The organism is Vibrio sp. PNB23_22_6, from assembly GCF_052877535.1.
The window spans coordinates 77,035-95,620 of sequence record NZ_JBNFXP010000012.1 but is presented as its reverse complement, the minus strand read 5'-3'; the positions used below and the strand labels follow the sequence as shown (position 1 = coordinate 95,620).

The following is an 18,586-nucleotide window of genomic DNA, read 5'->3' as shown; positions in this document are numbered from 1 at the left end:
GCTCTCCCCAAACTCGTTTGAACAAAAATTTCTGGAATAACTATGGCTGACTTAATTCTAAATAATAAAGAGTCGTTCGTAATGGACTCAATCCAAGGCACTCTTTACACCTCTACGCTTGAAAACTTAACTTTTCTAGACTTTGAAAATGACATCAAAGTCGTTGCGCGCAATGACTGGAACAAAGAGAAAGTGGCGCTAATTTGTGGTGGTGGCTCTGGTCACGAGCCAGCACACGCAGGCTTCGTTGGTAAAGGTATGCTAACTGCTGCGGTATGTGGTGACCTGTTTGCAGCACCTAGCGTGGATTCAGTGCTTAACGCTATTTTGCACGTAACGGGCGATGCTGGCTGTTTAGTGATCATCAAAAACTACACTGGCGACCGTCTGAACTTCGGTCTAGCGGTGGAAAAAGCGAAAGAGATGGGTCGCAAGGTTGACCTTATCGTTGTCGGTGATGATATCTCTATCCCAGGTAACCCTCAGCCTCGCGGTATCGCAGGTACGCTATTTGTACAAAAAGTAGCTGGTTATGTGGCTGAAAACGGCGGCACGTTGGAAGAAGTGAAACAAGCGGCTCTTGATGCACACCAAAAAACAGCGTCTATCGGTGTGGCACTAACGAGTTGTTCACTACCGGGTGAAAGCAACGACCGTATCGCGCAAGGTAAAGCGGAGTTAGGTCTAGGCATCCACGGTGAAGCGGGTATCGAAACCATCGACCTACCAAAAGCAAAAGATCTTGTTTCCACTATGGTCAGCAAGCTACTAGAAGTGAAACCAACCACAGACAATGCGATTCTGCTTAATAACCTAGGTGGTCTATCTCCAATTGAGATGAACATTGTGGCTAAAGAAGTGATGGAATCAGAACTGGGTAAAAACACCAAGTTCATCGTAAGCGGCGCACTGATGACTGCGATCGATATGAAAGGTTTCTCTATTTCGACTATTCAACTAACCGATGAAATTGCTAACGCATTGGTTTCTCCTGTTGAAACAGCAGCTTGGCCAGGCGCGGTAGCGCGTCGTGAAGTGCCGGTGACTAAGTGCGAAAACCAAATCGCGAAGAAAGCATTTACGCCTTCACACGATGAAGAAACTGCGTTAGTGCTAACTAAAGTGTGTCAGGCAATCATTGATATTGAAGGTGAGCTAAACCACCTAGATTCAATCGTAGGTGATGGCGACACCGGTTCAACATTTGCTGCGGGTGCACACAAGGTTCTGGCTCAGCTAGAAGCAAACAACTTGCCATTACAAGACAAGGCTAAGTTGATGACAACTATCGCTGACTGCCTAACGTCAGTCATGGGTGGCTCTTCAGGCGTACTGCTTTCAATCATGTTTACTGCAGCAGGTCGCGACTTTGAGCAAAATGGCTCTCTACCGCAAGCACTGCAAGCGGGTCTTGGTCAAATGATGGCTTACGGCGGCGCGAAACCAGGTGACCGTACGATGATTGACGCACTACACCCAGCGCTAGAAGCATGGGCTCAAGAAGGCTTTGTAGCCGCAATCGCAGCAGCAAAAGCGGGTGCAGAAGCAACCGTAACAATGACTAGCGCGAAAGCGGGCCGTTCTTCTTACCTAAACAGCGACAGCTTAAACGGTACGAAAGATCCAGGCGCATTCGCAGTAGAAACTGTATTCAGCCAGTTCTAATTGATAAGCCATTTCAGAGGGGCACTATTGTGTGTCCCTCCAATATCTCCAATAACGTCGCACTAGTGACGAGAAACAGAATAAATTAAAAGGATCCCATCATGGATAACATCATCATCTCACCTAGCAAATACATTCAAGGCGAAGGTTCACTAGACAATATCGGTAAATACGTATCGGTATTTGGTAAAAAACCACTCGCAATCGCGGATGATTTCGTAATGGGTCTTGTACGTGATCGCGCTGAAACCAGCATTGTTGGTGAAGGTCTAGAAGTTAACTTCAACACTTTCGGCGGCGAATGTAGCCGCGTTGAGATTGACCGTTTAATCGAAGTACGCAATGAGCAAGGTAATGATGTGATCATCGGCTTCGGTGGCGGTAAAACGCTAGACACAGCAAAAGCTGTGGCGTACTACGCAAAAGTGCCAGTGGTAATCGTACCGACTATCGCTTCAACAGATGCACCAACATCTGCGCTAGCAGTAATCTACACGCCAGAAGGCGAGTTCAGCGAGTACCTACTGTTCCCACAAAACCCGAACATGGTGATCATGGATACGGGTATCATCGCAGCTGCACCAGTACGTACACTTGTGGCTGGTATGGGTGATGCACTGTCAACTTACTTTGAAGCTCGCGCTAACGGTCTTTCAGGTAAAGCAACCATGGCAGGTGGCGCGCCAACGCGTTCAGCTCAAGCATTGGCTAAGCTATGTTACGAAACGCTAATCGCTGACGGCGTGAAAGCAAAAGCAGCGGTTGAAAATGGCGTATCAACTAAAGCGGTTGAGAACATCATTGAAGCGAATACTTACCTATCGGGTATCGGTTTTGAAAGTTCAGGTCTTGCGGCTGCACACGCGATCCACAATGGTCTAACTAAGCTCGAAGAGTGTCATCACCTACTACACGGTGAAAAAGTAGCGTTTGGTACACTGACTCAACTGGTGCTAGAGAACGCAGCGCAAGCGGAAATCGAAGAAGTACTAAACTTCTGCCGCTCTGTAGGTTTGCCAACCAACCTGCACCAAATGGGCGTGAAAGAACTTAATCATGAGAAATTGATGGAAGTGGCTGAGGCATCATGTGCAGAAGGTGAAACTATCCATAACATGCCATTCCCAGTAACAGCGAAGTCTGTTTACGCAGCGATTCTGACCGCGCATAAGCTAGGTCTATAAACCTTCGTTCTACAGGGTATTGTCTCTGTAGATAAAGTTTTTTCTGAGTGCAAACGGCTTCTGAGGAAGCCGTTTCAGATTGATGACGAACCCTGCTTAAAAAGCGGGGTTCTTTTTTGGAAGCGACCTTAGGTCGCGATCGCGATATTTTTTTGTTATATCGTGCGCAGAAGTTTCCATTCATTACATAGGCATACAGAAGCAAGTATCTGCCATATTTAAGCCCATTTTTCGTAGATAGCTCACCACCAACGCTATCTTCTTGATGTTTTGGGCTGCCGTTGCCAACCAACACTGCATTTGCACATTAGCTAGACCTCGGAAGCGAGCATAACGATGACCATGATGTTGCTTGGCGTCTGCAAAGCTCCGTTCTACTGTTTCACTTCGACGTCGATAAGTCTTCTTGCCATAGGAAGAGAGCCGCATTTGATTTGCTCTCTCTACTGCATCGCTATAGATATGCCGAGTAATCACTTTCTTCATGTTTTTGCTTTGAGTGCAGTCATCCCTCATTGGACAGAACGCACACTCTTTCGGGTCTGAGTGGTATTCTCGGTAGGCATCGCGTGATGTGGTTTTATAAAGCAACTCCTGACCATTCGGGCATTGGCAGCTGTCTCTTTGCGCGTCGTAAGTAAAGTGTTTCTTTTTGAACGCATTTTTCGTTCTCGATGGGCGTCGATAACCAAACACGCCAAGAATACCTCGACGTTCAAGTGACTCCGCCACTGGAGCAGTAAAGTAGCCCGCATCCAGTCCAACGGCTATCGGGTTCAATTGGAATGGGCTTTGTTGCGTAATTCCAGTGGAAAGCGAAGATGTCTAAAATTGGGTGATTATCAAACAACGCACTGAGTTTTGGGCATACCTAGCCCTGTAAGTTTGTTCAGCGCTTTGATCATTGCGTAGGTCTCGCCAACCTGAGCGTTGTAATTTCTTAGGCTTAATTTTCCACCTAGCAACTGTTTCACCCGATACATTGCAGTCTCTGATAGCGAGCGCTTATGATAGCCATACCGCTTTTTCACTTCTTGTTGGAGCCGTAGAGCTTTTGACAGCCTACTGCTAAGTTACGAGGATGTCCTTGCTCCCAAAAGGCAGCTCCTTCTCTTGGTGGAATGAGCGGAACCGCTCGCTTGATCCGTATTGCATCATGACAATTCCTTGTGTCATAAGCTCCATCGCCTGATATCTCAATGATTTTGCGACGTGTCTGCTTAAGTAAGTTAGGAAGAACTTCGGCATCGGTTACGTTAGATAAGCTCAACTCTGCTGCGACTATTTCGTGGGTGCTAGTATCTACAGCGATATGCAGCTTACGCCAAACTCTACGCTTCCCATCAGTACCATGCTTTTTGACCTTCCATTCACCTTCGCCATAAACCTTGAGACCAGTGGCATCAATGGCCAGATGTTGTATCGCACCTCTGGTTTTGGTTTTAAATGAAACCAAAACCTCCTTAGCTCGACGGCTTATACAGGTGTAATGCGGACTAACAAGCGGGATATTAGCCAGTTTAAATACTGAGTCTAGAAAACCTTGCACTGCTCTCAATGGCATAGAGAAAACTCGTTTTACCATCAGTGCGGTCGTAATGGCTAAGTCGCTGAATCGGCGAGGTCTACCACGCTTGCCTTGTTTGTTTTGCTTCCAGTTGGTTGTTTTGTAACGAGGTCTTGGCATGAGGCTACATAAAGTTACATAATTACGCATAAGTTTCAGCTAGATCATTTTCTAGCCAACACTATACTTGGATCATTGGTTTGAGAGGTGTTTATGGCTAGAAATGAGATCCAATTTCAAAAAGGTGTATCATTGATCCGTTTCAATAGCCTTTATGGGACGGAAACTCAGTGCTATGAAAGACTTTTTAATCTTAGGTGGGGTAATGGGTTTATCTGTCCTAGCTGTGGCGGTAAAGAATACTGCAAGCTAAAGCGACATTCGTTATATCAATGCAACACCTGCCACCAACAAACCTCGCTCACCGCAGGAACTATCCTAGATAACACCAAGCTGCCACTGACTAAGTGGTTTCTCGCCATCTTCCTGTTGACTCAAGTTAAAAACGGCATATCAGCACTAGAGCTATCAAGACTAATTGAAGTCTCATATAACACTGCATGGCGCATGAAGCATAAGCTCATGCAAGCGATGAAAGAGAGTGATGATAAAAGACAACTCGATTACATAGTGCAACTCGATGATGCATATTGGGGCGGTAAAACAAAGGGCAAACGTGGGAGAGGATCTGTAAACAAAGTTCCTTTCATTGCCGCTGTAGCTTTGAACGAGGATTACAACCCTGTTTACATGCGAATGACTGTCGTTAAGGGCTTTCGTAAAGATGAAGTTGAGAAGTGGGCTAAGAAGCACTTGGTGCCGTCCACTCTCGCTATATCAGATGGACTTTCGTGCTTTGAAGCTCTGTCCAATGCGAACGTACACCATGATCGGGTTGTTAAAGATGGCGCACCTGATCTTGATGAAATTCAAGATAAATACTTTCATTGGGTTGATACGATGATAGGTAACGTCAAGAACTCATTGAGAGGTACTTACCACGCTATCAGCAAAAAGCATCTACCTCGATATCTCGGTGAGTTTTGTTTTCGATTTAACTACCGATTTAGACTCGAAGAAGTGCTAGATGAGCTACTTGGCTCGTCAATGACAACGCCTCCTATGCCATATCGGTTACTAAAATTAGCAGAGTCCCATTAAGTGACCTATTTGAGCCACTGATATACCCATCCATCAGCGATTAAAGTCTGTTTGATTTTTGCTTTATCTTTGCGACTGGCACGATTGTAGATTGATCGGATCTCTTGCTCAAAGCTATCTTCATTAAACCCACGTTTAATTGCTTTCTGATACCACTCATGCCCTTGAGTCACATCTCCCAAGATCATCTTACATGCGCCAATTAGAGTGCATGGGCGGTAGTCTTGTTTAGTAAGTTCATGAGCTTGAGTACCAAATTGGATCGCCTTATCAAGCATGTTTAGATCACGCTTTACCCCGCCACTTGTGGTTAAGAGTGCCGATTTCAGGCTCTTGTTGCCATTTGCGAATTTGAATGGGAAATTTTTATTAACCAGATCTGCCGCAATTTGAGACTTCCCAGCCTTTCGGTAATCAGCAATAGCATTCACTAGATTCCAAGGTTTCTTCGTATCTTCCCATTTGCGCTTTGCTAGTTCAGCTCGATTCAGGTAGTACAGCCCACTTACATATTGATTTTCAAAACCTTTGTTGATTAACCATAAGTAATCGCTCTTAGAAATTGTTTGTCCTTTGGTCAATGCTACGAGGATTTTTGCTGCTTTGGATCTTCTTAGTATCTTAACTACGTCTATCGATGGAAAATCAATATAGTCCCTCTCATATTGAGCTTTTCGTTCCTTAAACATCTTTCTGATGCTTCACGCCTTGCTTGCAGCTTTTGCTCTTGAATCTGGCGTTGCTCATTTCGTTGTTCAGCGGGAGTTTTGCTTCCGATAGAGACATGCTTTGAGAGCAGGGATTTAATCATTTCACAATCACCTGCGAACTCACCACCGTTAGTCGCTATCCTCTTTTTAGCTGAAAGTTTTAAAGGCATTAACTTCAAAGGTAATGAATAAGGTGATTCAGGTTGGGAATCAAGAAGCAACATCAAAGCCTCGGTGTACTCATCGCCCATCAGTTTGGATATGTCATTAATCTCATTTATTAGGCACTCTTGATCACTGGAAGCATCAATGCTCTTTTCTACCAATTCCAACCAGCCGTAATGGAGCGGGAACTGGGAGCGAGAGAACAAATTTTTAACTTTGCTGATTGACATGTGAGTTGATTCCTTGAGTGAGTGATGAACAGCCTTTGTTCATGTAAGTCATTATAAATAGGTAGCAAGAAAGCACAACAAAGTGACATTTCAATTTAGCTGAAAGATATACGTAATCAGGTATCTTTTTGCTCTAACTTAAGCTTCTTTCGTTGCTCAATTAGTAGAGTTGGAAATTCATCAATATTTTTCATTATGCAGCCTTAAATAGCACATTAATCAGCTTAACAACACTTTAGTCGTTTTGTTCTTGAAAGGAGATTAATGGTGGATGTGTAAACCATATCAATGGGGTGGTCTAAGAAGCATTATTAAAGTCACTTCTGAGGTTGAACATTCAATGACAGGAAAGGTGAGCAAAGAGACTCGTTGGTATACGAGTTCATTGGATTTCGATGCAGAGCAAGTACTTAAAGCCGTCCGAGGACACTGGCAAGTAGAGAGTATGCATTGGATGCTAGATATGACTTTCAGAGAAGATGAGTGCCGCATTCGGAAAGGAAATGGAGCCTTTGCTTTCAATGCGCTAAGGAAGATCGCTCTCAACTTATTTAAGTTCGATACGACGAAGAAGATAAGTATGGCACGGAAGAAAAAGAACGCAGCCATGAACGATGAATACCGCTCAGTGCTTTTAGAATCTGCGATTGAAATGCGCTAGCCTTGGGACAATATTCGCCAAATGAAGCTTCTTTTGTATACTGTCTATAATATGCTGCTAGAAGCCTACACGCCGCGACAACTCGAATACAAGACCGGCGGACCGCCCAACATCGATATGATGATGGATAGCACCAGCCTGCAACATGAATTGACCGGGCTCGACATCGTGCAAATCGAAGAGACTGTCCGTGACATCCGCGAAGGCCAATTTCGTAATGAGTAAGGCGCAGTTGTGCAACTGCTGTCCCGAAAACCGGGAGGGGAAGATACATCATGAACAAACCGAAAATCGCTGACACTAAACCCATCGCCGTTGAGCTAGAGAAAGATAAAAAATATTACTGGTGCACCTGTGGTCTTTCATCCAACCAGCCCTTCTGTGACGGTTCTCATGCAGGCAGTGGATTCGAGCCACAGGCGTTCACCGCACAGCAGGATGGCAAGGCATTTCTGTGTCAATGCAAACGCTCGGCCAATCCCCCCTTCTGTGACGGCAGCCATAACGCCATTACCCAGGAGGAACTCGACGCCGACCAGGGACTCGATACGATTTGGTACAAAGTGGCCGGGCTGGATGAGCTCAAGGATGACGAGGTCCGTTCGGTACAGGCCGGCTCGAAAACCATCGCCCTGACCTTCCATCAGAGCCAGTACGGGGCACTGGACAATGCTTGTCCCCACCAGGGTGGCCCACTCGGCGAGGGCGGCATCGAATGCGACGAGAGCGGCGAATGCTGGCTGCGCTGCCCCTGGCATGGCTGGGACTTCCATCCGTTGAGCGGTAAATCCCCCGGTGGATTCGGGGATGGAGTGGATACCTACCCAGTCGAAGTGCGCGATGACGGAGTCTATGTCCAGGTCAAGGAGCATCGGGAACGTACCCGCACCATCTCCGACGTCATGGTGGAAACCATGGTGAACTGGGGTGTCACTCATGTCTTCGGCATGGTAGGGCATTCCAATCTGGGCTTGGCGGACGCGATTCGCGAACAGGAAGATGCTGGGAATCTCACCTACATTGGTATTCGCCACGAGGGCGCCGCGTCTTTTGCCTGCTCAGGCTTCGCCAAGCTATCCGGAAAACCTGCCGCCTGCCTGTCGATCGCCGGTCCCGGCGCGACCAATTTGATGACCGGCCTGTGGGATGCCAAGGTCGATCGCGCACCCGTACTCGCGTTGACCGGTCAGGTCAACACCCAGGTGTTCGGCCCGGGCGCTTTCCAGGAAATCGATCTGGCCTCGGCCTTTCAGGCGGTCAGCCGCTTCAGTCAGACTGTGCTGCCGGGCAGCCGACACGCGGAACTGATGACGTTGGCGCTCAAGCATGCCATCGTCGAACGGGATGTGGCGCACTTGATCTTCCCAGACGAGGTCCAGGTCTTTGCGGCGGCGGACGATGCGCAGAGTTCATCGCCCGATGGACGCCTGGCAGCGCAGCAAATTTCACCGGCCAACGACTCGCTAGGCATGGCGCTAGAGAAAATTGCGGCATCACAGCGTCCGGCTATCATCGTTGGCTACGGTGCAAGGGAGGCCATGGCGGACGTACTCGCGCTGGCGGAGCGACTCAGTGCCCCCGTTCTGACCACCTTCAAGGCCAAGGGTCAGGTCAGTGACCGACATCCATTGGCCGCAGGGGTACTTGGCCGCAGCGGCACCCCTATCGCCAGCGGCTGCATGAACGAAGCCGATCTCCTGATCGTGTTCGGTGCGTCATTTGCCAATCACACCGGGATCACCGAACACAAACCCATTATCCAAGTCGATTTCGAACAAATGGCTTTGGGTAAGTTCCACCCCGTCGATGTGCCGGTCTGGGGCGAGGTCGGCGTCACGGCCCGGCGCCTGCTGAACGACCTGCCGGCAATGCATTCGACCGTCGACCAGCGAGCCGAAGTGGCTGGGCGCTGGGACGCATGGCGTGAGGAAAAAACGCGCCGCGCGGCTCGCAATAACGACCACGGGCTCAATTCCGCCACCGTCTTTGACGCACTCTCAGCGGCCTGCCCGGAGGATGCCGTCATCGCGGTAGACGTGGGCAACAACACCTACTCTTTTGGCCGCTATTTCGAATGTACCAATCAGACAGTGCTGATGTCCGGCTACTTGGGTTCTATCGGCTTCGGTTTCCCCGCTGCCATGGGTGCCTGGGCCGCCACCCAGACGGTCGAGGCGCACAAGGGAAGGCCGGTGATCTCAATCAGTGGAGACGGCGGCTTCGGCCAGTATCTGGCGGAGTTTACCACCGCCGTCAAATACGGCATGAACCTGACCCATATCCTGCTCAACAACAGCGAACTGGGTAAGATTTCCAAGGAACAGCGTGCGGGCAACTGGCAGGTTTGGCAGACATCCCTGCACAATCCGGATTTTGCCGAATTCGCTAATTCCTGCGGCGGGCTTGGCATCCGCGTCGACACGAAAGACCAACTGGATGAAGCGATCCGAAAAGCCCTTGCCTTCGATGGTCCCGCACTGGTAGAAATCAAAACCGATGCAGAACTGATTTGACCTATCGATAAAGCGAGAACAGAACACACAACCAAGAGCGGTTCTTCACAGAGGCAATGCTTTCATTGCCTAATATATCAACTCAGTGCAGCGATTTTGAAGAAGTGTTTGAAGCAATGGGGTTGCAAGTCAGAGGTATCAAAAGCCGACTTTTAGTGTCGGAGTGGTAATGTCGGAGAAGGGAAAGGTTGCTATAATACGTAGCAGCTTTCCCTTTTCTTATATCAAAAATACAAAAGCGCATTGATTTGCCCCAAATCTGTCCCATGGATTATTGTAAATTTTTGATAATTAAAGGTATTTAGACTGTTATCCCTAACATATTCGAAACTTGGTACAAGATGGCTTCACTGATCCCATCAGGCCTCGATCTAGCGCCAATCATCACGCACCACTACAAGATTGATGACTTCCAAGAAGGCTTCGACGTTATGCGTAGCGGGCAATCTAATCTGGCAAAGTTATCCTTGATTGGGAGTCGGGTAGCACAAGGTTAGATAGGCTTGTTGCTGTTACCCAAGCACTGGTTATCCGAACATGTGAATGGCAAAAATAGCCCTATTTAACGCCCTAAAATGTCCTATTTTTGTCCCTTAGACAGCGAAATAGTAATAAAAAGTGCCTCATACAGTATGAGGTACTTTTGTATCACTTGATGAAAAGTTTGGGTTTATTGTCCATCCTCAAAGTTTACTTATAGTGTTCAGCTCTCTTTTGCTTTCTCAAGCTCTCTCCACGCACGTTCTGACTCGTGCTTAGCCAGTTGAATTGATTGCCTAGTTCGCTGTGCAAAACGATGCCCAACGAGACGGTTGCAGGCCAGCACCAAATTAGCGTGCTGATGGGGGGGTTAATGCTTCTAAAAGCAAATCAACCCAATGGAAAGGGATTTTCTCTACAAGAATAGATTAGCGAGAGTGTAATACCCGCCATGCAATCCACGTGAAAAAGCTTGCAATAGTGATGAATAATACACTGCTGATCCATTCTTGATGGTGGACCATGATATCGTTTTGTAGTTCAGTAAGCCAAGGTGACATAGGTGTTGTTTCTTTCTAAATAGCAATGGCTAAAAGGTAACAAAGTCTGCGTCTTTACCCTAGTGGAATCATTGTTCTAGCGGGCTCAATGAAAGTGTTTAGGTAGCCATCGACGTTTTTTTGGGCGAGATGACTGTCAAGAGATTCAATGGATGAATTGTTTATTCTCTGACTCATCCCTAACATTTATCACACTCAAATATGAGACCGTAGGGCCACTTTGAATAGGGGAGATGGATCATGGAATTTACAGAGCTAGATAGAAACGCGCTCTATGACATTTGGATGTCACAAAAAGCAAAAATGCATATGACTCAAATGGAGATGGCGAAACGTATGGGTTTGGGATTGCACGAATTTACCGCCTTATTACGTGGAAATACGCCACTAACGCTAAGTTTTGTTAATCAGCTTTGTGAACAACTGCATGTGCGTCCAAATCAGGTTATTCCGTCTTTCACTGAGCGTGAATTTTCCACTTCAGGTTCGGTTTATTTACAAAACCGAGTGACAGTCGATGGGGACATACGCAATGTATTCATTGAAGGCAGCCAAGTCGTTATTGAGTATGAACACAAAATTGGCTGATCCAGTTTAGAGCAAATCCGAGCGCCAAGTACGAATGGTATTCGGCGCCTTATGTTTAAGTCAGTTATGCTGGTTATGGCATCCTTACCAAGGAGTTTTGTGACAGATCACCAATGCTCTTCGCGCCCGTAAGTGTCATTGCTACGCGCATCTCTTTGTTGTACAGATCGAGCAAATTTTCTACGCCTTCCGCCCCTTGAGCAGCCAGCGCGTACACGAATGAACGGCCAAGTAGCGTGCAATCTGCACCGAGTGCTAACATTCGAACCACATCCAAGCCCGTTCGAATGCCCGAGTCGACGAAGATCTTGAGATCCCCTTTCACTGCATTAGCAATACTGGGTAGCGCTTTTGTTGTTGAGAGCACGCCATCAAGTTGGCGACCGCCATGGTTAGAAACCACAATGCCATCAGCACCGAATCGAACCGCGTCTTTTGCGTCTTCTTCATCAAGAATGCCTTTGATGATCATCGGGCCATCCCAAAAGTCTCGTATCCACTCTAGATCTTTCCATGAGATTGAAGGATCAAAATTCGCGCCTAACCAACCGATGTAATCACCCAGCTTGGTCGGCTCACCACGGTACGTGGAAATGTTGCCCAAGTCGTGAGGTTTACCTAATAAGCCAACATCAAGTGCCCAACTAGGATGACGCATTGCTTGGAATACACGACGAATAGCGGCATTGGGGCCGCTCATACCCGAGTGCATGTCACGGTAACGAGCTCCTGGTACGGGCATATCTACGGTAAATACCAATGTTGTAACGCCTGCCGTTTTGGCACGTTCAAGGGCATTTTTCATAAAGCCACGGTCTTTAAGCACATAAAGCTGGAACCACATTGGGCGTTGAATTGCTGGCGCAACTTCTTCGATAGGACAAACCGAGACGGTAGACATAGTAAATGGAATCCCTTTTTTTTCGGCTGCTTGCGCCGCTTGTACTTCACCGCGTCGAGCGTACATACCCGTTAGGCCCACTGGAGCGAGGGCGATCGGCATCGCCAGTTTTTCTCCAAAGATAGTCGTCTCTAGGCTTAGGTCGCTCATGTCACGCAGTACCCGTTGGCGCAGTGCGACATCACCTAAGTCATCGGTATTGCGCTTTAGTGTTCGTTCATCGTACGAGCCCCCATCAATATAATGAAAGAGAAAAGGAGGCAGCTTGGCTTTTGCGGCTGCACGGTAATCAGTAGAAGCAGAGATAATCATAATGGGATAGTCCTAGCAATGGTTCTATCGTTGCCTACTTCGCAAGAGGTAGATGCTCGCTATGCATAGCGTTCTTGCTCAAGGTTTACGCGCAACAGAAAACGATTTTTATGTGATGCTTTGTTAAATTAATGTGAATTTACCTCTTTGCTTTTTATTAATATAGGGAAATAATGAAATCCTTTGTTCCTACATCACAAAAAACGGCAAGCCTATCGTTCCTATCGACCTCACCAGTCATAATTGCCTGCAATATGCCTATCAAACCACAGGAGCAACGGATTGGCAGTTTAAGGAACAAGAAGGGGATTATATCGTGGAAGTATCGGGTTACTTCTTAACAGACAACGAAACGGCATTAAGAAAAGCCGCATTGGACGGGCATGGTATCGCTTATGTGCCACGTTGCCTGGATTATCATGATATTCACAGCGGTCAGTTGGTGGACATCTTTCCGGATTTGGTTGGTAAGAAGCTTGGTGTTTATGCGGTTTCCCCTTTTACTCGTCAGTCACCAAACAAAGTAAAATTGTTGATAGAGCACATGCGCGAACGCTACCTCGCGATAGCACATTATTTCTAGACGCTTCATAAATTCAATAAATGTATCAATGTTTTGGTTGAAATTAGATGCCTACACCTTATGGTAGATATTGAGAATACATCTCAATAAAAACTAAAATAATGAAACTTCAAACGGAGCCACATGGACGTTATGGATTACCCAAAAACACGTAAAGATTCTGTCGTGGATACCTATTTTGGACACGACATTGCAGACCCATATCGCTGGTTAGAAGACGATCGCAGTCAAGAAACCGCAGAGTGGGTGTCTGGGCAAAACGCCGTCACTTTCGATTTCCTTGGTCAAATACCATATCGCCAGCAAATTCGTGACTTAGTTGCAGACAGCCAAAACTACGAAAAGTATTCCCAGCCATTTGTGCATGGTGATTACACTTACTTCTACAAAAATGACGGTTTGCAAAACCAAAATGTACTTTATCGCCGCAAAGGAGAGGGGGAAGCAGAAGTATTCCTTGATCCAAATACTTTTTCTAAAGAGGGGATCACTTCTCTGGGTGAAGTGAGTTTTTCTCAAGACAACCGCTTAGTCGCGTATTCGATTTCAGAAGGTGGCAGTGACTGGCGTAAGATCTTCGTGATTGACGTTGAAACCAAGCAGCAACTTGAGCCTGAAATTGTCGATGCCAAGTTCACTGCGATTTCTTGGTTAGGCAATAAAGGTTTTTACTATTCAAGCTATGACAAGCCAGAAGGCAGTGAACTGTCTGCCCGCACTGAGCAACACAAGCTCTACTACCATGAGTTAGGTACACCTCAGTCAGAAGATGAGGTCATTTTTGGTGAGCTTGAGTCACAGATTCATCGTTATGTAACGGGTACAACAACCAAAGATGATCGTTTTTTGATCATTTCAGGTGCGGAGTCGACATCGGGCAATCGTCTGTTTTATGTTGATTTGGATTCCGAGTCTCAAGAGGTTGTGACACTTCGTGACACCACCCAAGGCGATACTTACCTAATTGATAACCAAGATGATACGCTGCTTTTCTACACCAACCTCGATGCACCAAATGGCAAAGTAATGAGCTACCACTGTCAGACGAAGCAATGGGCAGAGGTCATTGCTGAGCAAGCGCAGCCACTGGATGTAAGCAAAGGTGGCGGCTATTTGTTCGCGACTTACATGGTCGATGTGTTGTCCAAAATGCAACAGTTTAGTTACCAAGGCGAGCTGATCCGTGACCTGGCTTTACCAGGGGAAGGCACCGCATATGGACTGGCCGGCAAAGCAGAAGACAAAACACTTTATTACACCTTCACGAACTACACTACACCACCAACCATTTTCTCTTTTGACGTCGAAAGTGGTGAATCCACACTCTATCAAGAGTCGAAAGCGCAATTTGATCGTAACGGGTATGAGTCTAAGCAGGTGTTCTATCGCTCGAAAGATGGCACCAAAGTGCCGATGATCATTTCTTACAAAAAGGGGACTAAGCTTGATGGTACTGCTCCAACGATACTGTATGGTTACGGTGGTTTTAATATCAGTTTAACGCCGATATTCTCAGAAAACGTCGCAAACTGGTTAGAGCTTGGTGGCATCTATGCCGTAGCTAATATGCGTGGCGGCGGTGAATACGGCAAGGCTTGGCATATTGCCGGTACGCAGCAATTAAAACAGAACGTATTTGATGATTTTATCGCTGCTGCGGAATACTTGATTGAGTATGATTATACCAGTTCTGAGCGTCTTGCAATTCGCGGTGGATCGAATGGTGGTCTACTTGTTGGTGCGTGCATGACACAGCGGCCGGAGTTGTTTAAAGTCGCGCTGCCTGCGGTGGGCGTACTCGATATGCTGCGCTATCACACATTTACCTCTGGTGAAGGCTGGAAGTATGACTTTGGCACATCTGAGCAGAGTGCTGAAATGTTCCACTACTTGCTTGGTTATTCTCCAACCCACAATGTGAAGCCAGGCGTGGACTATCCAGCAACGCTTGTAACAACCGCTGATCACGACGATCGCGTAGTACCAGCTCACTCCTATAAGTTTATTGCTGAACTTCAGGATAAATACCAAGGTGATAACCCGGTGTTGATTCGTATCGATGTCAACGCAGGTCATGGTGCAGGAATGCCACTTAGCAAGCAAATTGACCTCACCACCGACATGTACGCCTTTACTCTTTATAACATGGGAATTAAAGCTCTGTAGTTCGCACCGCAGTGCTTTCACACTAAAAAACGCCGCAATTTATTCGCGGCATTTTTCCTACGCTATGTCTGATCACTTACTTATTGTGATTGGTATAATTGAAAAGCCTGTCTTATCTAATCTCTTTGTTTGTCAGTATCCATGTGAAATTGAATAAAGTGACGTGATTTTGTTTATGGTTTAGTTGCTCAAAAAGCATTCAATTGAACTGGGGTGGAAGATAAATCACTTAAACTTAAGCAAATAATCTCTACACTGAGTTAATGACAATAAGAAAAAAGGAGACGGATATGGCCATACAAAGATTGGAACCAAAACAGCTGTATTCTGTAGCTAATCTAGAGAATATGCCATGTAAGTCGACCAAGGAACTGCCTCCGATTGATGAAATCGTCGGCCAAGAACGCGCGCAAAAAGCGGTTGAGTTCGCGATGTCTATCAAGGAGAAAGGGTACAATATTTACGCCATTGGGCAGAATGGCCTAGGTAAGCGCACCATGATTTTGCGCTATTTGAATCGTCATAAACACGATTCTGAAGAGTTATTTGATTGGTGTTATGTGGCTAATTTTGAAGACACGCGAACGCCAAAAGTACTTAAGTTACCCTGTGGTATCGGTAGCAAGCTACGCGCCGATATCGAAAAGCTCATGAGCAAGTTAATGAATGCGATGCCACTCGCTTTCGACAACGAAATGTATTATAGCCGCGCCGATCGCTTGAAGAATCAACTTGCTGATAAACAGCAACTTGAATTGGACGGCATCAGCAAAGAAGCCAAGGAAAAGGGTGTTAGCTTAACGATCACCACTCAGGGCGATTATCAGTTTGTTGCGATGAATGGCGACGAGCTTCATACCGAAGAGTCATTTGATGCTTTGAGTAAAAAAGATCAAGAGTATTTCGCTAACAGTATCGATGAGCTAGAGGTCAGTTTGCGCGGTATGATACGTGAACTGACGGAGTGGGAAGAAAACTTTAGCGAGAAAATCAAAAAACTCAATGATGAAGTCACGTTGGATGTGATCACTCACTTCATCAAACAGCTCAAAGTAGACTATGCGGGTTACTCAGAAATCAAAAACTATCTGACGGAACTTCAGAGAGACATTGTCGAAAATGCCGAGATTTTCCTAGATCAAGATGGGGAGCAAGGTGAGATAGCGACCGCATCATTAGACAAGAAGCTACCACGTCGTTACAAAGTGAATGTATTGGTAAACCGTGCTGATTGTGATTTCCCTATCGTTGTAGAAGAGAACCCAAATTATCATACGCTGTTTGGTTCGATTGAGACGGCAACGTTCAAAGGCACGGTATTTACTGATTTTTCATTGATCCGCGCTGGTAGTTTACATAAAGCGAATGGTGGCGTATTACTCATTGATGCGCAAAAGGTACTGGAGCAACCTTATGTGTGGGATGGTTTAAAGCGTGCCTTGCGTTCTCGCCAATTGAGTTTTACATCGTTAGAAAAAGAGGTCACCCTCACGGGGGCGGTGTCATTAGATCCTGAGCCGATCCCACTGAGTATTAAAATTATCTTGTTTGGTGATTATCGTACTTATCAGCTCCTTCAGCATTACGATCAAGAATTTGGAGAGTTGTTCCGTGTGACTGCGGACTTTGAAGATGAGATGAAGCGCACACCCGATTCTGAATTGCAGTATGCGCGCTTTATTTCCAGCGTGGTAAACGATAACAACATGCTGCATTGTGATAAGAAAGCGATAGCGAGGGTTATCGAGTATAGTTCTCGCTTGTCTGGGGACCAAACCAAGTTATCTCTTCATTCGGCCAACATTGCAAACGTGTTGCGAGAATCAAACTACGTTGCGCGTCAAGCGAACTCCAATATGATTCGCATCGGTCATGTAGAAGAAGCGCTTAAGAATCAGGAAATGCGCGTAAGTCGGCTGCAAGACAGCGTAATCGAGACGTTTGTCAATGGCACCACTTTGATCCGTACCGAAGGCACGGCAATTGGGCAAGTGAACGCTTTATCGGTACTGAGTACAACGGATCATATGTTTGGCGCACCCAATCGAATTACCGCTACAACCTGTTATGGCGATGGTGGTGTAATTGATATTGAACGCAGCGTTGATTTAGGGGGCAGTATTCACTCCAAAGGCGTCATGATTTTGTCTGCCTACTTGTTATCAGTGTTTGGAAAAACGGCACGTGTACCGCTAACTACTACGATCACGTTTGAGCAGTCTTATGGTGGCGTTGATGGTGACAGCGCAAGTATGGCGGAACTATGCGCCGTGGTGTCGGCATTTTCTAAACAACCTAACCGTCAGGATATTGCGATTACCGGCTCTATGAACCAGTTTGGTGAAGCGCAACCAATTGGAGGAGTGAATGAAAAAATTGAAGGCTTCTATGACGTTTGCGTGATAAAAGGGCGTCACCCAGGGCAAGGGGTGATTATTCCGCGCTCCAATGCACACAATCTGATGCTTCGCCAGGATATTGTGAAAGCAGTAGAAAAAGGCGATTTCCACATTTGGGCGATCGATCATGTTACTGAAGCAATAGAACTTTTTACTGGCAAAGCCGCAGGAGAAGCGACAGATGAAGGTACCTATCCAATTGATACCACCTTCGGATTGGCGCAAGCCAAGCTCAACGCTTTGCGAAAGTAAGACAGTGTTGAATCGATGTGATCTTACACTAGCGGTTGTGGCGACAATATATTGTTGATATGACAAAATATTTTCGCCTAATTCCATGAACTTATTGCTGTTTTATAAAGACATTCTGGCGAAAATTGATGATCAAACCTATTCATTGCAAGTCAGCCTTGAAATGTTGTGCCGCAATAATGAGCTAACTCAACAAGCGAATGACGCCTTGATTGGCATAACGGAATCAGTTGCGAACATTAATGATTCAAATATTCAGGTCGCCACCGTTGCGAAAGAGCAATCTCGAGTGACACAGGACATCAACCGTAATGTGGTAAACATGTCTGAACTCGGAAATCAGAATCTAGTGGGTATTAGCCAAAGTGCGAGTGCGAGCACAGAGCTGTCACTGCTGGCAGAAAAGCAAAAAGAACAGCTAAGTGTTCTTTAAGCTATAAATAACAAAAGGCACCTCTGGGTGCCTTTGCTTTATAGTAAAATGTATCG

At 46.3% G+C, this 18,586-nt stretch carries 11 protein-coding genes and 8 pseudogenes; 13 read left to right on the top strand and 6 right to left on the bottom strand.

Annotated elements, in window-relative coordinates; genetic code table 11:
• The first annotated feature begins 42 nt into the window (after positions 1–42).
• Positions 43–1,665, top strand: coding sequence for a dihydroxyacetone kinase subunit DhaK (locus ACVA54_RS11535; RefSeq protein WP_446649613.1), 1,623 nt, complete (start codon positions 43–45; stop codon positions 1,663–1,665).
• 101 nt (positions 1,666–1,766) lie between these two features.
• Entirely contained in the window at positions 1,767–2,849 is a 1,083-nt protein-coding gene (locus tag ACVA54_RS11530; protein WP_446649612.1) for a glycerol dehydrogenase, read from the top strand.
• A 183-nt stretch (positions 2,850–3,032) separates the two neighbouring features.
• Here ACVA54_RS11530 and ACVA54_RS11525 read toward each other — a convergent pair.
• Together ACVA54_RS11525 and ACVA54_RS11520 are read right to left on the bottom strand one after the other, a co-directional pair.
• A pseudogene (locus ACVA54_RS11525) lies at positions 3,033–3,635 on the bottom strand (transposase); the annotation flags it as partial.
• A 56-nt stretch (positions 3,636–3,691) separates the two neighbouring features.
• Positions 3,692–4,536: pseudogene (locus ACVA54_RS11520) on the bottom strand (IS5 family transposase).
• A gap of 93 nt (positions 4,537–4,629) precedes the next feature.
• Here ACVA54_RS11520 and ACVA54_RS11515 point away from each other — a divergent pair.
• The gene (locus ACVA54_RS11515) at positions 4,630–5,577 is read left to right on the top strand and encodes an IS1595 family transposase (protein ID WP_446617798.1); all 948 of its coding nucleotides are present in this window, start codon (positions 4,630–4,632) and stop codon (positions 5,575–5,577) included.
• 5 nt (positions 5,578–5,582) lie between these two features.
• Here ACVA54_RS11515 and ACVA54_RS11510 read toward each other — a convergent pair whose 3' ends face one another.
• Positions 5,583–6,266, bottom strand: a complete 684-nt coding sequence (locus tag ACVA54_RS11510) for a hypothetical protein (RefSeq protein ID WP_446649611.1) — start codon at positions 6,264–6,266, stop codon at positions 5,583–5,585.
• Positions 6,209–6,682 carry a hypothetical protein gene (locus ACVA54_RS11505; RefSeq protein ID WP_446649610.1) on the bottom strand — a complete coding sequence of 158 codons (474 nt, stop codon included), beginning with the start codon at positions 6,680–6,682 and terminating at the stop codon, positions 6,209–6,211. The genes ACVA54_RS11510 and ACVA54_RS11505 overlap by 58 nt, the downstream gene beginning before the upstream one ends.
• 268 nt (positions 6,683–6,950) lie before the next feature.
• On the opposite strand from ACVA54_RS11505, the pseudogene ACVA54_RS11500 reads away from it, so the two are divergent.
• The 5 genes and pseudogenes from ACVA54_RS11500 to tdh form a co-directional block, all read left to right on the top strand.
• Positions 6,951–7,343: pseudogene (locus tag ACVA54_RS11500) on the top strand (ISAs1 family transposase); the annotation flags it as partial.
• Positions 7,344–7,364: 21 nt separating this feature from the next.
• Complete coding sequence (locus tag ACVA54_RS11495) at positions 7,365–7,568, top strand: hypothetical protein (RefSeq protein ID WP_446619999.1); 204 nt, start codon at positions 7,365–7,367, stop codon at positions 7,566–7,568.
• A 50-nt stretch (positions 7,569–7,618) separates the two neighbouring features.
• Entirely contained in the window at positions 7,619–9,856 is a 2,238-nt protein-coding gene (locus tag ACVA54_RS11490; protein ID WP_446580347.1) for a thiamine pyrophosphate-dependent enzyme, read from the top strand.
• A 41-nt stretch (positions 9,857–9,897) separates the two neighbouring features.
• A pseudogene (locus ACVA54_RS11485) lies at positions 9,898–10,026 on the top strand (HNH endonuclease domain-containing protein); the annotation flags it as partial.
• A 150-nt stretch (positions 10,027–10,176) separates the two neighbouring features.
• Positions 10,177–10,334: pseudogene (gene tdh, locus ACVA54_RS11480) on the top strand (L-threonine 3-dehydrogenase); the annotation flags it as partial.
• Between the two features lie 272 nt (positions 10,335–10,606).
• Here the strand turns inward: tdh and ACVA54_RS11475 are convergent.
• Positions 10,607–10,896: pseudogene (locus ACVA54_RS11475) on the bottom strand (mechanosensitive ion channel family protein); the annotation flags it as partial.
• 240 nt (positions 10,897–11,136) lie between these two features.
• Here ACVA54_RS11475 and ACVA54_RS11470 point away from each other — a divergent pair.
• The gene (locus ACVA54_RS11470) at positions 11,137–11,484 is read left to right on the top strand and encodes a transcriptional regulator (protein WP_099078212.1); all 348 of its coding nucleotides are present in this window, start codon (positions 11,137–11,139) and stop codon (positions 11,482–11,484) included.
• A gap of 73 nt (positions 11,485–11,557) precedes the next feature.
• On the opposite strand, the gene lldD is transcribed toward ACVA54_RS11470, so the two are convergent.
• Positions 11,558–12,697, bottom strand: coding sequence for an FMN-dependent L-lactate dehydrogenase LldD (gene lldD, locus ACVA54_RS11465; protein WP_099078211.1), 1,140 nt, complete (start codon positions 12,695–12,697; stop codon positions 11,558–11,560).
• Positions 12,698–12,884: 187 nt separating this feature from the next.
• Between lldD and ACVA54_RS11460 the strand changes: the two are divergent.
• From ACVA54_RS11460 to ACVA54_RS11445, 4 genes and pseudogenes are all read left to right on the top strand, one after another.
• Positions 12,885–13,280 (top strand): annotated as a pseudogene (locus ACVA54_RS11460) (LysR substrate-binding domain-containing protein); the annotation flags it as partial.
• Between the two features lie 132 nt (positions 13,281–13,412).
• Positions 13,413–15,446, top strand: a complete 2,034-nt coding sequence (locus ACVA54_RS11455) for a prolyl oligopeptidase family serine peptidase (protein ID WP_446609026.1) — start codon at positions 13,413–13,415, stop codon at positions 15,444–15,446.
• A 290-nt stretch (positions 15,447–15,736) separates the two neighbouring features.
• The gene (locus ACVA54_RS11450) at positions 15,737–18,097 is read left to right on the top strand and encodes a Lon protease family protein (RefSeq protein ID WP_446596726.1); all 2,361 of its coding nucleotides are present in this window, start codon (positions 15,737–15,739) and stop codon (positions 18,095–18,097) included.
• Positions 18,098–18,239: 142 nt separating this feature from the next.
• Positions 18,240–18,537: pseudogene (locus ACVA54_RS11445) on the top strand (methyl-accepting chemotaxis protein); the annotation flags it as partial.
• Positions 18,538–18,586: the final 49 nt, after the last annotated feature.

What these genes read in the sequence shown, in the direction of transcription:
- ACVA54_RS11490 (WP_446580347.1), top strand. Translation starts at nt 7,619, where the DNA reads ATGAACAAACCGAAAATCGCTGACACTAAACCCATCGCCGTTGAGCTA.
- ACVA54_RS11535 (WP_446649613.1), top strand. Translation starts at nt 43, where the DNA reads ATGGCTGACTTAATTCTAAATAATAAAGAGTCGTTCGTAATGGACTCA.
- lldD (WP_099078211.1), bottom strand. Translation starts at nt 12,697, where the DNA reads ATGATTATCTCTGCTTCTACTGATTACCGTGCAGCCGCAAAAGCCAAG.
- ACVA54_RS11495 (WP_446619999.1), top strand. Translation starts at nt 7,365, where the DNA reads ATGAAGCTTCTTTTGTATACTGTCTATAATATGCTGCTAGAAGCCTAC.
- ACVA54_RS11455 (WP_446609026.1), top strand. Translation starts at nt 13,413, where the DNA reads ATGGATTACCCAAAAACACGTAAAGATTCTGTCGTGGATACCTATTTT.
- ACVA54_RS11450 (WP_446596726.1), top strand. Translation starts at nt 15,737, where the DNA reads ATGGCCATACAAAGATTGGAACCAAAACAGCTGTATTCTGTAGCTAAT.
- ACVA54_RS11470 (WP_099078212.1), top strand. Translation starts at nt 11,137, where the DNA reads ATGGAATTTACAGAGCTAGATAGAAACGCGCTCTATGACATTTGGATG.
- ACVA54_RS11510 (WP_446649611.1), bottom strand. Translation starts at nt 6,266, where the DNA reads ATGTTTAAGGAACGAAAAGCTCAATATGAGAGGGACTATATTGATTTT.
- ACVA54_RS11515 (WP_446617798.1), top strand. Translation starts at nt 4,630, where the DNA reads ATGGCTAGAAATGAGATCCAATTTCAAAAAGGTGTATCATTGATCCGT.
- ACVA54_RS11530 (WP_446649612.1), top strand. Translation starts at nt 1,767, where the DNA reads ATGGATAACATCATCATCTCACCTAGCAAATACATTCAAGGCGAAGGT.
- ACVA54_RS11505 (WP_446649610.1), bottom strand. Translation starts at nt 6,682, where the DNA reads ATGTCAATCAGCAAAGTTAAAAATTTGTTCTCTCGCTCCCAGTTCCCG.